Source organism: Chitinophaga sp. HK235 (assembly GCF_018255755.1).
In the GTDB taxonomy this organism is placed as follows: Bacteria; Bacteroidota; Bacteroidia; order Chitinophagales; family Chitinophagaceae; genus Chitinophaga.
The window spans coordinates 3116336-3129710 of sequence record NZ_CP073766.1 but is presented as its reverse complement, the minus strand read 5'-3'; the positions used below and the strand labels follow the sequence as shown (position 1 = coordinate 3129710).

The window sequence follows — 13375 nt, the reverse complement described above, 5'->3', positions numbered from 1 at the left end:
ACAAAAAGATTTTTATGAAAAGTACCATATATACATTGTTAGCGGGACTGTTGCTGACGACTGTTTCCTGCAGAAAAGAATTAGGAAAACTTCCGGAGAACGCCAAAGTAGAAGGAAATACCATCATTGACCAGCGCACGGCAGAAATAGCGCTGAATGGTGTCTATTATCGTTTTGCGGCTGTTTCTGCCGATAACATTACCAAATGGACGGAGCATGAAGTGCCGCCGGCGGTGTTTGCAGGTTATCTGGGATATGGCTATGGTGCAGAGCCCGGAGAGCAAAATGATATGGCGAAATCATTTTTTGCGAACAGCTACTGGACCAGTTCCTACGACCTGATTAATGCGGCCAACGGACTTATCAAAGGCATGAATCTACTGGATGATAAAGTCTTTACCGGCAGCCGTAAAGCAGAGATATTGGCAGAAGCCAGATTCCTGCGGGCTTACGGACATTTCAAATTGCTGAGTTTTTTCGGTCAGTGGTTTGATGTGAATAGTCCCAATGGTGTTTTATTACGGGATGAATTTATAACTGTGGGCAGTGTATCCAAAGCCCGTAGTTCCGTGAAAGATAGTTATACTTTTATCCTCGCAGATATAGACGATGCCATTGCACATGCGCCTGCCGACAGACCTAATTATTATGTTACCCGCTGGGCAGCCATGGCGTTGAAGATGCGCGTACTGATGAGTCATGCACAGCCGGAAGATTATCCGGTGGTAAATGCCCTGGCCGATAGTATTATCATGAACAGTAAATATACTCTGGAACCACAGTCGAAAGATATTTTTTATGTCAAAGGATTAAACAGCAGTGAAGTAATACTGGGCGTGAAACCGCAGCAAAACCAGGAGAGCTTTTATTATGTACTGAGCCGTCAGTATTGGCCGGGAGCCTCTTCTTTATACGTTGCTAAAACAGGTTTAAAAAACCTGCTGGCCGGCGATCCGCGCAGCAACTGGATGATAGGTACAGATAATCCCAACCTGGCTGGTACCAGCTATTTCACTAAATATATCAAACAGGGAACTACTCCCACCGTAGTATCTGAAACAGCCTACGCTTTTCGTTTATCCGAGATTTATCTGTTGAAAGCGGAAGCGATGATCCGCTCCGGTGGCAGTATCTCTGATGTTCGTGCCATCCTGAAAAATATTATGGGACATGCCGGTGTTACTGATTTCACAGCAATTGATAATGCCAATGACACCAACGAATTATTAAAACAGGTATATCTGGAGATTGTCCGGAATCTGGTAGCAGAAGATGGACAGGAGTGGATGGCCTTACTGAGGCTCCCGGCAGCGCTCACACAGCAACTCCGGCCTACATTAAAAGACAGGATCCAATACATACTGCCTATTCCGCATAATGAGTTTCTGTATAATCCTGCTATCGGCGCACAGAATCCCGGTTATCAAAAATAAGTATACACACTTTAAATTTTATTTATGAAGATGCGTTATCACTCATTACTTGCAGGACTGCTGCTGGCTGCAGCCTGTACCCATACTGAGCCACGGGCCAGTATCACCGCCGAAATATCGGGACTGAAAGATTCGGTGGTGTATATTTCCATACCTGTAGCAGATTCTGCAAAAACGGATACCGTACGGGTAAAGGATGGCCGTTTCACCTGGACCGGTGATATAGCAGAACCACAAAAAATCTACATCGCTACACCTGCCCGCTATATAGAAGTGTTCATGGAAAATGCGGCGGTACAGATAAAAGGACATATCGATTCAACAGATCAGTTGAAAATTACCGGTTCTGCTACACAACTGGCATATGAAGCATATAAAAAATCCATCGAAGATCTTACCAGCCAGCTGAATACCCTGTACGGAAAATATCATGAAGTAAAAGGGGATGATACCGCAGAAGCTGCACTGGAAGTCCAACTGGAGGTATTACAGCAGCAGAAGCAGGAGCGTACCAAAGCTTATATTCTTGCACACCCGGAGAGTGCCGTGAGCGTAAGCATGATTGCTGAAATGGCGGTAGTGGGTGAATACGCACCATTGGATAGTTTGTACCGTCAGCTCAAACCTGCTGCGCAGCAAACCGCTGCAGGCAAAAGGCTGGCAGACAGACTGGCCGTCCTGAAGAGAAGCGCCATCGGACAACCCATGATCGACTTTACCCAGACTGATGTAACGGGGAAGCCTATACGTTTATCTGACTATAAGGGAAAATATGTGCTGCTGGACTTCTGGGCCAGCTGGTGCGGTCCCTGCCGTGCAGAAAATCCCAATGTATTGAAAGCTTACAACCGGTTCAAAGACAAAAACTTTACCGTAGTGGGGGTATCCCTTGATGATAAAGCCGATAAGTGGAAAGAAGCCATCGAAAAGGATGGTATGCCATGGATGCAGGTATCTGACCTGAAAGGTTTTCGTAACGAGGTGGCTCAGCAATACGGTATACAGGCCATTCCTTTCTCTTTCCTGATAGATCCGCAGGGTATCATCATCGCTAAGGAATTAAGAGGCGCTGCATTACATGCCAAACTCGCAGAAGTACTGAAATAATCAATCTCACAAAAAATAATATCATGAAATATTATCTCACCGCACTACCACTTATCCTGCTCTGTACACAGGGACAGGCCCAGACACCACAGCCCTTTACCCTGAAAGCAAATATCAAAGGACTGCCCGACCGTTATGTATATCTCAGCTATGCCACGGGTTCAGAAACATATCGTACCGACAGCGCACTATCCAAAGGTGGTAAATTCACCATCAGCGGGCAGCTCATACAACCCGTGGAAGGCCGGATGTATATGGATAAAAAAGCCGCCATGTACGGAGAAGGTGATATGGGCAGCTTTTTTATGGAAGCTGCAGACATGCAACTCAGCTCCGGCAACGGACGTTTAAAAGGCGCTAAACTCACCGGCTCTAAAACACAGCAGGAACAGGATATACTGGATGCCATGCGCGCGCCTGTAACAGCTAAACTCAAGCCGTTGTCTGACGCCTTCAATAAAGAGAATAAAGAATATATAGCCGGAATGAAAGCCAAAAAATCCGAAGCAGCGCTGGAACCACTGAAAAAGAAGCTGGATAAGATAAAGGAGCAGATGGAGCCCTATTACGAAGAAATGGGAAAGATAGATAAAACCTTTATCGATAAGTATCCCAATTCCTATGTGACTGCGCAGTTACTGCGTTTCCGCGTTACCGGTATGCCGCTTCGGGAAGGGGAAGCAGCTTACGCTAACATGTCACCGGAGATGCAGCAAAGTATGCATGGCCGCGCAATCCGCAAAGAGCTGGATGGTCTGAAGGCTGGCTCCCCCGGTAGTATTGCTCATGAATTCACCAAAACGGATATAACAGGCCAAACGCTCCATCTCGCTGATTTTAAAGGTAAATATGTCATGCTGGATTTCTGGGCCAGCTGGTGTGGTCCCTGCCGTAAAGGTAACCCGCATCTGAAAGCATTATACACTAAATACCAGTCCAAAGGCTTCGAAATCATCGGTATCTCCGACGACGATTCCAATCATGATGCCTGGAAGAAGGCGGTCAGCCAGGATGGTATCGGTATCTGGCGGCATGTGCTCCGCGGCCTCGACTGGCAGAAAAGACAAAAGAACCTGCCCAATCCGGAAGATGTCAGCGATTACTACGGTATTCATTCCCTGCCTACTAAAATACTCATCGATCCTAATGGTAAGATCATCGGTCGTTATGGTGGCGGGGGAGAAGATGATGAGGCTATGGATAGAAAGATGGAAGAGATATTTGGCATGTAGGATGTGGTTTTCGTTAGAACAATCCCCGTGGTGGTTTCACTGCGGGGATTTGTTATTAGAGTATATTCTTTTTATAGAAATCAGTGATTTTTTCTGAAATTACCTGCATGAAGCAGCATATAGCCCATATCACTGTTGTCGTTAAAGACTACGACGAAGCAATCAGATTTTATACCGAAAAACTGGATTTTACCTTAATGGAAGACACTGTTTTGAGTGAAACCAAACGTTGGGTTTTAATAGCGCCGGTAGGTGCTACTGAATGCAGCCTGTTACTGGCCAAAGCTGCAGATGAAGAACAGGCATCCCGCATTGGCAACCAGACCGGGGGCCGTGTTGCCTTTTTCTTATATACAGATGATTTCTGGCGGGATTATCATAAAATGGTGGAACGTGGTATTCATTTTGTCCGCCTGCCTAAAGAAGAAGAATACGGCATTGTAGCTGTATTTGAAGATCTTTATGGAAACTTATGGGACCTGTTGCAACCGAAAAAGTTGTGATAAGATAAGAAAGGCATCACGAGAAGCGATGCCTTTCTTATTTCATTCAGAACGTGTGAATGATTCAATGTTCGGGTTTTCTCCCGTGATCAGGGGCTGGCGGGTAATCCTGCGGAGGAATGCTCTGATTGTAGCTGCAATTTCCTCACCATGAGTTTCCAGTGCAAAATGACCTGTATCGTACAAATGGTATTGCAGGTTTTTTACATCTTTTTTGTAAGCCTCGGCGCCGGCTACCGGAAAAATATAATCGTTCTTACCATAAACGATCAGCATTTCAGGGTTATGGGAGCGGAAGTATTCCTGCCATTGAGGGTATAAGGTTACATTGTTCTGATAGTCATAGAACAGCTGAAGCTGTATTCTGTCGTTGCCCGGGCGTAGCAGGTGCCGCAGGTCGTTTTCCCAGTTATCCGGACTTACTACAGCGCTGTCGGTGACGCCATGGGTGTATTGCCATTGTAGTCCTTCTACGCTGTGAAAGCCTTCCAGCGTACGTTCTGCGACTTTGTTGTTTTTGTTTTTCCAGTATTCTTTGATGGGGTCCCAGAACTGCTCCAGTCCTTCGTTGTAGGCACAACCATTCTGAACGATCAGTGATTCGATCTTTTCGGGATGCGCGGTGGCTATCCGGAATCCCACCGGTGCGCCGTAGTCCATCAGGTAAAGACTATACCGGTCCAGGCCCAGCTTGTCCAGGAGGCCCTGCACGATACTGGCAAAGCTGTCGAAGGAGTAGTCGAAGTCGGCCATGTGTGGCTGGGCGCTCCTGCCGAAACCGGGGTAGTCGGGAGCGATCAGGTAATAGTCGTTGGAGAGCTGCTGCATCAGGTTGCGGTACATATGCGATGAGGTAGGATAGCCATGCAATAATACGAGAGCAGGTTTACCTTTCTGACCAGCTTCTCTGTAGAAGATGTCGATTCCATTTACGGATGCGGTGTTGTGTTTTACAATGCTCATTTTATTTTTTATGATTATAATTTATTTACCGAACGTTCGGTAAAGTTATTGTGAAAAAATTTTTACTCGTTGACAAAAAGTAATTTCAGATCGGCAAGGGCCTTATGAAAATGGGTCGGGTCTCCTAATCCCTTGGCAAGTACGAGGCTCCCCTGCACCAGAATAAGTGATTGCCTGGCTTTTGCCCTGGCCTGTGCTGTTGTAAAGCCCTGTTCAATGCCCAGAGCGGTAAACGCATCAATCCACAACTGCATCGCTTTGCTGATCTCATCACCCAATACCACTAACCCCGAATCGAGGGAGAGCGCATTGAGGATACAACTCTTCTCGCCATTCTGGTACAAATGCCGGATATGCTGTATGGCCCGCTGTAATTTAGAGACAGGCGCTACGCCTTTCTCCGTCAGTACCAGATATATGTTATCCTTTATCCACGCATATACGAAACCGAGCACCATGAGAGCTATCTCATTCTTCCCTCCCGGAAACCGGTGGTAAAGACTGGCTTTTTGCAAACCGGTGGCCTGAGCCAGGTCGTTGAGGCTGGCACCTTCAAATCCCTTGGATTGCAACACCGACATCAGTCCTTCAATCAGCCGGGCATCATCTATTTTTTGCGGTCTCATGAAACAAATGTAAGCGTAAATTCTAAATTACCAAACGTTCGGTAAAATAATTCCAGGTATTTAAATTGCAGAAAAATAAATATATATTTAGGCTGATATTTTCCAAGCTTTTAACGGTGATGCCTATATTCTTGCCTGTGAAATGTCCGGAGTAAATAATTAAACCGATTATGCCTGTTACTGATTTTACTAAAGAACTTGCGGCCCTGATTAAAGCGCGTTTCCCTATTATTTATGTGGTAACCTGGGAAGAAAAGCGATTTGTTGACACCGTAAAAGCAATGTTACAAGATACCTCCCTGTTTAATAAACCCAGGTCTGTATGGGAATGGACGGTGGTGGATGGTTATGTCAGGAACAACAGGATTGAAAAAGGTGACGTAAAAACTCCCATGCGGGCATTGGAGTTTGCAGATGAGCTGGAGGAAGATGGTGTACTCATTCTGAAAGACATGTATGCACAACTGGCTAACCCAAACTGTGAGCAGAATATCATTCGTAAATTAAAAGACCTGGTTTGGCGCATCAAGGAAGGCAACTGGCTGAAAACTGTGATTATAACCGGTCATGATAAATTTATTCCGGATGCTTTGCAAAAAGAGATCCTTATCAAGGAATTCTCTTTGCCTACGGCTGATGAGATCCAGAGGGTATTATTAAACCTGGTGGAGCAAAACAAACAGAACCAGCGTCTGCGTTTCGATCTGAATTCTAATAACGCCGTTGCCCGTTTATGTGAGGCCGCCTGTGGACTTACCCTTAATGAAGCCGAAAATGCTTTTGCCTTGTCGATGGTTAACGACGGGGTTTTGAACATTAATGATATCAGCACAATAGCGGAAGAAAAGAAACAAATCATCCATCGTAACGGCCTGCTGGAGTTCAGTATGCCTAAGCTGAAGATGGAGGATATAGGTGGATTGGAAAATCTTAAAAAATGGCTGGAAAAGCGGTCTGACAGCTGGTCTGAACAGGCAAGAAAATATAATATTCCTGCCCCTCGCGGTGTCCTGATCACTGGTTTGCCCGGTTGTGGTAAAAGCTTAACGGCAAAAACGGTGAGCACTTCCTGGAACGTACCCTTGTTAAGATTGGACATGGGCGCTGTGTTCAGCGGTCTTGTAGGAAGTAGTGAGCGCAATATGCGCACGGTTATTCAAACGGCAGAATCTATGGCCCCCTGTGTGCTCTGGATAGATGAAATTGAGAAAGCGTTTTCAGGAGTAGGCTCATCGGGAGACAGTGGTACCGCTACCCGTTTATTCGGAACTTTCCTGACCTGGATGCAGGAGAAAGAAAAGTTTGTATTTGTAGTGGCTACTGCCAACAATATAGATTTTCTGCCACCGGAACTGATGCGTAAAGGTCGTTTCGACGAAATATTTTTTGTCGATCTTCCTACCAGAGCAGAAAGGAAGATCATTATCGATATACACCTGAAAAAACGATTGAATCACCCGGATGTAATAGGCAATCAGAAACTGGATGACAGTTTTATTGATCCATTGGTAGAAAGAACCGAAGGGTTTACAGGAGCAGAAATAGAGCAGGTAGTGATTAGTGGCTTGTTTGAGGCATTCTCTGAAAACAGGTCTATTGCTATGGGGGATTTTATTACTGCTATTGAAAACACCGTTCCACTGGTTGTCACACAGTCGGAAAAGATCCGCGCTATCAGGGAATGGGCTAATGTCCGGGCGGTATCTGCTACTTCTGTTAGTCATAAAGTACCCAATAATCAATCTGTGAACAACGATCCTAAAAAGCCGGATGAAGAGGCTTCAAGAGGTGGTCGCAGTATAGAATTCTAAAATTTATTTTTCATGAGTGTAAGATATGATATAAGACCCCTGATTACATTAGGGGAAGCCATGTGGAACCAATCAGTTGAGAAAAAATCGGTCTTCTCTGTGGATACAAATATGAAGAGTGCAGCGCTGATCAGGAATACATTGACAAAGCTGTATAATGCACCGATCAGTGGTGAGGGGAATGTCTTTGAAACAGTAATATCCGATTACCAGCTTGTATTTCAAATGAGTGGTTCCGGTTTTTATGAAGTACAGTATTTCTACGCTTCGGAAGCCGAATCAATCATGAGGCTGGTTAAGGAGATAGAAGCTGAATACAAAGGAATGGTACAGGATTATGTTTATAATGCTATAAAAGCAAAAGCAGAAGAAAAAGGACTGGTATTGGAACAGGAAGCTGTACAGAAGAATCAGTCTATTGTGTTAACATTTAATTTGAACGCCTGATGTCTACAGATCGAAAACTGATTATCTCTATAGATAAAGATGGAAATGTAACTGCTGAAATAAATGGCGTAAAAGGTCCGTCCTGTAAAGATTATACTAAGTTGATTGAACAACTCATAGAAGGTAAGATCATTAATGAAGCCCTGACAGCTGAATATTACGAGCAGGAAGTTAAAACTGACGACCGGTCACATCTTTCAAATAATCTCTAGTATGTTTCTAAAACGACTATTGGGTGTACTGCTGGGTGTTATCATCGGAGTTATACCATTGTTGAATACGCTCGCCGCCTCTTTTTTTACGTTTCGCCAGCAAAAGAAGAAGTGGGCGCTTTTTTATATGATCATTTCTGGTTTGAGTTTGGTATCCATCGGGGTATCTAATTTTTATGATAATAAAGATAAACCTGTTAAAACCTTTTTCCCGACAGCCTTTCAGCAGCATTTGCAGGAAGTAGCGGTGAAACGTGATCTGCCTATAGACTCTGTTGAGATGGAGACGATATTGCAACAGGTTTTAAGTAATACCGCCAACCAACTGATTCAGAAAGATAAAAACCTGGAAATCCTCTTGCAAAATGCACGGAATGCCAGTTTGTCAGAGAAGCCTAAAGCGGAGTTTCATCAACTCAGCCAGCGCTTGTACAGAGATTATCTTAACCAGGTGCAAACCGGAACGGGGAAAGACAAGTATAATCTGATTTTCGATACTGCAAGATTGACTAAAGAGAAACTGGTAGCATACAATGTTGATAGATTCGTTAACGCATACCTGGAGTCTGAACGTGGAGTGATCCCTAATACTTTTTTGTTTTTGTTAGGTGCGACCTTTTTAATTGGTTTGGGGGGATGTATCGGAAACGGGGTTAATTTATTTGTCAAACCTTCGGAAACGGCGGTAGTTACTTTCAGTACAGATGTTGATGTGGACACCGCTTTTATAACAGCTACTGCTCCATCTTTCTCTCAGCCATCACCTCAACCACAGAGAACGCCACCACCGCTACCGCAGGAGGCTCCGTCATCGGTTACTGTAAAGGTAAATATAGCAGGGGAAGATGAGCTGATGCAGTTGCGTGGAATCAATAGGATATTGGCGAAGACTATCATTGGAGAGAGAAATACTGGAGGAAGCTTTACAGATATAAACGATCTGAAAAAACGCATAGAGCTCTCCACCGAGCAGGTAGACAGAATAAGACAGAACCTGGATTTTGAGGCTCCGAAAAGAGGAGGAGGACGGGTTATTGAATATTAACATATACTATTATTCAAAACATTAAACCATCGTTGCATATGTTTAGGAGCCGGGTGGGGGGCATCATTCTGGGTATACTTATAGGCTTCATTCCTTTAATCAATACATGCGTGTGTGTTGTTTTATCCTTTGTGCAAAGAAGGAGCCGTTTAGGGATCTTTTTCCTGCTTCTTGCCGGTATTATTATTAATTCAATCATTATCACCAGGAATATTGATATACAAAAAGGATTAATAAATGAGCTTTGGGAGCCTGCATTTTATCGTAATCTTGAATCGGCAAACCTGCAATATGAATCGAGGATCGATAGGAACTTCGAACAATCAATGTTCAGTGTATTGGATAAGACAACTCAGGAATTGATGCAGCAACACGAGGAGCTGAAAAAGCTTTTTAAGATAGGGCGGTCCGGGGAAATTGCTATCGACAATGATGTTTATCATGTCTTTAAAACTGCATGCAGGAGTATATTCTATTCTTACTGGGATAAGGTCGAAAGTGAAACAGGAGAAAGAAGCGAAAGAGGAGCACGTAATGTATCTTTCGGAAAAACCAAAGAAGAACAGGAGTATATCAGAGAACAACTGAACGTTTTCTTCAGGGAATATGTAGATTATAAACTTAAATTTAAAGAAGGCTTCAATAATATGCTGATCGGGCTGGGCTTTCTATTCAGTTTGGTTGGCAGTATTGCATTGGGAAGACATATGTTTGATACAGCTGAAGATCCTGTTACTACCATTGACCAGGTCAGTTACAACACATCCGCTGTGTTACCTGATGTAATTCCCGGCGCTAGTTTAGCACTTGACATCAATGTAAATACCGCAGATGAGCGTGAATTGACGAGATTACCCGGCATCAACCAGGTCCTGGCGAAGGGGATCATCAGTGAGCGGAGAAGGAACGGATATTTTGCCGATATTTTTGATATGGAACAAAGGATGGGATTTACAGAAGAGATGATAGCCAGCCTTATGTTTGCCACATCCTTTGAAGTGACTGGAGCACCTGAAAGAAGAGAGGAGCAGGATAAAAAGGATAAAAAGGATGATAAAGGAAAAGACAGGGGAACAGGCAGAGGCAGAGTAATAGAATTTTAATTAAATGGAATTATACATAAATGCTTTTATCCCGGTAACAGCTGTAGAAGGACCAGGGCTCAGGGCCTGCCTCTGGGTACAGGGTTGCTCTATAAGATGCGAGGATTGTATGGTACCGCATACCTGGGATAGAAACAAAGGAAAAGTAGTAGACCCATCATCATTATTGCAGATACTGGCAGAAACTCCTGACATTGAAGGCATCACTGTTTTAGGAGGTGAACCAATGGACCAGGCAGCTGCACTACTGCCATTCCTCGAAAAAGTAAAGGCATCCGGACTGTCGCTGATGCTCTTCAGTGGTTATACCAAAGAAGCCATACTGGAAAGCGGCTGCCCGCATAAAGCCGGCATTATTGAGCTGTGCGATATTTTTGTTGACGGACCTTATGTAAAAGCCTTAACCAGTTTCGAACGCCCCTGGGTGGGCTCCAGTAACCAGCGTATTTTTTTCCAGACAGACAGGTATAAACATTTAGAGAATAACTTACACACCATCGAAAATAAAGTAGAGGTGCGCATTGATGAAGAGGGTGTGATTGCCATCAATGGGATGATGCCGAAGGAAAAATTTCTGGAGCTACAGCGGTCGCTAAGGAAGATTTAACGTTGCCGGGACCTCATGCCTAAATGGTTGACAATATAGAAAGGCATCGACAGGAGTCGGTGCCTTTTGAACTTGCAGCTGCCACAAGTTATTTCAGAAAATCTCCGTCAATGATCAATAGCTTAACTCCTGATTCCGTACTGGACCGATGATTGCTAAGATCATCAGAAACGACGTAAGTCATACCCTGATCCAATACAAACTGTTCCCCATTATCCAGTTCGCTGATAAAGCTGCCTTCCAGGCAATGAACAATATGTCCCTTCTGACACCAATGATCGGCCAGGTATCCGGGAGAATAGGTAACAATTCGTATTCGCAAACCGGGCAATTGAAGTGTTTGCCATAATGCAACGCCAGTAGTACCGGCATGTGTCGTGGAATCAATAGTATTCCAGTCAATACACTGAAAAGGATGTTTCATGTTTATAAAAATACAAAAGTCCGGCTGCTATAACAACCAGACTTAGCATAGATTTTTGTTTGGGGAGATTGTGTTTGTAGGGATTACCTTACTCCCAGCCGAATTGCGCAACGTTTTGTTCCATGAAAATGCTCGATTAGGTGATGTAATATCGCAGCGGGCTAAATAATTACGATTTGAAGCTGGTAAATGCTCATATGATGTAAGGAATGGTTCGTGAACTAGGGTGTAACAATTCTATCGCAAATAAAAAAGGCACCGTTTTCACGATGCCTTTTAAATCATTAAGAGCGTCCGCTCTAAAAAGTACCCCAGATGGGATTTGTTTGGGAAATATCAGCTCTTTTTATCCGAAATACATGGTATCATGATTACCATCACAGATATTTAATGTTTCCATTCGTCCTGCCATTTCCTGAATTCGGAAGGGCGTACCATGTACCTGGCAAAATTACCTTCATGCAGCGATAGTAATTCTGTTTCCACTACTTCGATTAACTTATCTCTATCTATCTCAGGTAGTTCTTTGGACTGATCTTGCAGAAATGGCTCTACTTTGGGTCTTGGCATCGCCTCGGATATTATTCTCCGGATGATCGACCGGATTTGGTCGCGGTATTTAAGTCGGAATGGATCAGGTTCACCTAGTGATTGTCTAAGTACGGAGTATTGCGCTGCTGAACGTTCATAGGCCCAAAGGAAAACGTCCTTCAGTAATTCAATTCTGTTTAGCTCATAAACTCCGATTAGCCCTTTTGTATACAATTCATTCGGTACATCAATGAAAGATAAAGGAGCTAGATTGTGTTTATTCAGAGAAATATTAGAAGCTAATCTGGATACTCTTTTATTCACATCATCAAAAGGCTGCAAATAAGGAAGATGTACCATGATAAAAAATGCTTGTTCAAAGGGATTCTCAATTTGAGATGCCTTATCAAGCATGAGGCTGAACATTTCTTCGATTAGCTGAGGGACAGTTAATGGGGTGTAAACACTATTTTGGATGCCTACTGGAATATGTCTCAACCTCCCTGATGCGGCAGCATTGGGAAGAAGGTTGTTAGACAACAGCGAATGAAGGTTGAGTAAAGTATACCTGTTAAATCCAATTTCGTCTGCCAATTGCACAATGAATTCAATAGCATCCTTATGATTCAGGATCATCTGTGCTTCCTTTGCGGACTTGTTGTCTGCAACTTGTCCGGAAGAAATCAGTCGCTCAGTATCCAGAAGAGAATAGGTGTTACCTTCCAGACGGCTGGAATTCCAGGATAGGTCAATTAATAGCCTGTTTAGGATTTCTTTTGCGTATGTGCCAGCAGGTTCGTTTAATCTGGCAGTATTACCTAATGCAGCTAATTTTTGTAATTCTGACAGAGACAGATAATTACTAATATTAGGTTGATAATTTTCCAGGAAACTGCGGTTGTATCCTACTGGCCGGCGTTTTTGAACAGGGCTTTGAACGATTGTAAGAATCTTCTGAGAAGCATCGGATAATAGAATATCCGGGAAACCGATACTATTTTCTAATTTAATTTTATTGGTTAGATGATAGCGAAGGCCACGGGTTTTGCCTGTTGTGGTTATAAGGCCGGAAATGCGCAAATCATTCAGTCTTCTTTGCAGCGTACGTGTGTTTAGCTTTAACCCACTTCGCGAAATGATTTCCTCAATGGACGCACCATTTGGAAACTGTTCCAGTGCGTTTAACAATAGACCATTTGTTGTATAGCTGTTTTGAGTCATATGGCTATTCCGACATTTGGGGTGTAAATTACGACATTTTTTGTCGTAATATTGCTTATTCCGACAAACGAAGCTATTAGGTTGGAAATTCTCAATTAGTTTATCTTTAT

The 13375-nt window shown here is 43.6% G+C and carries 14 protein-coding genes; 10 read left to right on the top strand and 4 right to left on the bottom strand.

Annotated elements, in window-relative coordinates; all coding sequences use genetic code 11:
• Window positions 1–14: 14 nt before the first annotated feature.
• The 4 genes from KD145_RS10905 (at window position 15) to KD145_RS10890 (ending at window position 4275) form a co-directional block, all read left to right on the top strand.
• Window positions 15–1433, top strand: a complete 1419-nt coding sequence (locus tag KD145_RS10905) for a RagB/SusD family nutrient uptake outer membrane protein (RefSeq protein ID WP_212005909.1) — start codon at window positions 15–17, stop codon at window positions 1431–1433.
• Window positions 1434–1457: 24 nt separating this feature from the next.
• A complete protein-coding gene (locus tag KD145_RS10900; protein ID WP_249219794.1) occupies window positions 1458–2540 on the top strand; it encodes a redoxin domain-containing protein in 1083 nt (360 codons plus the stop codon).
• 23 nt (window positions 2541–2563) lie between these two features.
• Window positions 2564–3772, top strand: a complete 1209-nt coding sequence (locus tag KD145_RS10895; RefSeq protein ID WP_212005908.1) for a TlpA disulfide reductase family protein — start codon at window positions 2564–2566, stop codon at window positions 3770–3772.
• Window positions 3773–3879: 107 nt separating this feature from the next.
• Window positions 3880–4275, top strand: a complete 396-nt coding sequence (locus tag KD145_RS10890; RefSeq protein ID WP_212005907.1) for a VOC family protein — start codon at window positions 3880–3882, stop codon at window positions 4273–4275.
• A 42-nt stretch (window positions 4276–4317) separates the two neighbouring features.
• Here KD145_RS10890 and KD145_RS10885 read toward each other — a convergent pair whose 3' ends face one another.
• Both KD145_RS10885 and KD145_RS10880 read right to left on the bottom strand, forming a co-directional pair.
• Complete coding sequence (locus tag KD145_RS10885; protein WP_212005906.1) at window positions 4318–5238, bottom strand: alpha/beta fold hydrolase; 921 nt, start codon at window positions 5236–5238, stop codon at window positions 4318–4320.
• Window positions 5239–5300: 62 nt separating this feature from the next.
• Window positions 5301–5864 carry a TetR/AcrR family transcriptional regulator gene (locus KD145_RS10880; protein ID WP_212005905.1) on the bottom strand — a complete coding sequence of 188 codons (564 nt, stop codon included), beginning with the start codon at window positions 5862–5864 and terminating at the stop codon, window positions 5301–5303.
• Between the two features lie 170 nt (window positions 5865–6034).
• Between KD145_RS10880 and KD145_RS10875 the strand changes: the two genes are divergently transcribed.
• From KD145_RS10875 to KD145_RS10850, 6 genes are read left to right on the top strand one after another with little or no spacing between them, the layout of a single operon-like run.
• Window positions 6035–7675 (top strand): AAA family ATPase, encoded by a 1641-nt coding sequence (locus KD145_RS10875; protein WP_212005904.1) that lies wholly within the window; start codon window positions 6035–6037, stop codon window positions 7673–7675.
• A 12-nt stretch (window positions 7676–7687) separates the two neighbouring features.
• Entirely contained in the window at window positions 7688–8122 is a 435-nt protein-coding gene (locus tag KD145_RS10870) for a hypothetical protein (RefSeq protein ID WP_212005903.1), read from the top strand.
• Window positions 8122–8334 (top strand): DUF2997 domain-containing protein, encoded by a 213-nt coding sequence (locus tag KD145_RS10865; RefSeq protein ID WP_212005902.1) that lies wholly within the window; start codon window positions 8122–8124, stop codon window positions 8332–8334. Before KD145_RS10870 ends, KD145_RS10865 begins: the two co-directional genes overlap by 1 nt.
• Window position 8335: 1 nt before the next feature.
• Complete coding sequence (locus KD145_RS10860; RefSeq protein ID WP_212005901.1) at window positions 8336–9379, top strand: helix-hairpin-helix domain-containing protein; 1044 nt, start codon at window positions 8336–8338, stop codon at window positions 9377–9379.
• 38 nt (window positions 9380–9417) lie between these two features.
• Window positions 9418–10482 (top strand): helix-hairpin-helix domain-containing protein, encoded by a 1065-nt coding sequence (locus KD145_RS10855; RefSeq protein ID WP_212005900.1) that lies wholly within the window; start codon window positions 9418–9420, stop codon window positions 10480–10482.
• Window positions 10483–10486: 4 nt separating this feature from the next.
• Window positions 10487–11089: a 4Fe-4S single cluster domain-containing protein gene (locus KD145_RS10850; RefSeq protein WP_212005899.1), complete on the top strand. Its 603-nt coding sequence runs from the start codon at window positions 10487–10489 to the stop codon at window positions 11087–11089.
• An 88-nt stretch (window positions 11090–11177) separates the two neighbouring features.
• On the opposite strand, the gene KD145_RS10845 is transcribed toward KD145_RS10850, so the two are convergent.
• A complete protein-coding gene (locus tag KD145_RS10845) occupies window positions 11178–11513 on the bottom strand; it encodes a DHCW motif cupin fold protein (RefSeq protein WP_212005898.1) in 336 nt (111 codons plus the stop codon).
• Window positions 11514–11900: 387 nt separating this feature from the next.
• Entirely contained in the window at window positions 11901–13265 is a 1365-nt protein-coding gene (locus KD145_RS10840; protein ID WP_212005897.1) for a Fic family protein, read from the bottom strand.
• Window positions 13266–13375 lie beyond the last annotated feature (110 nt).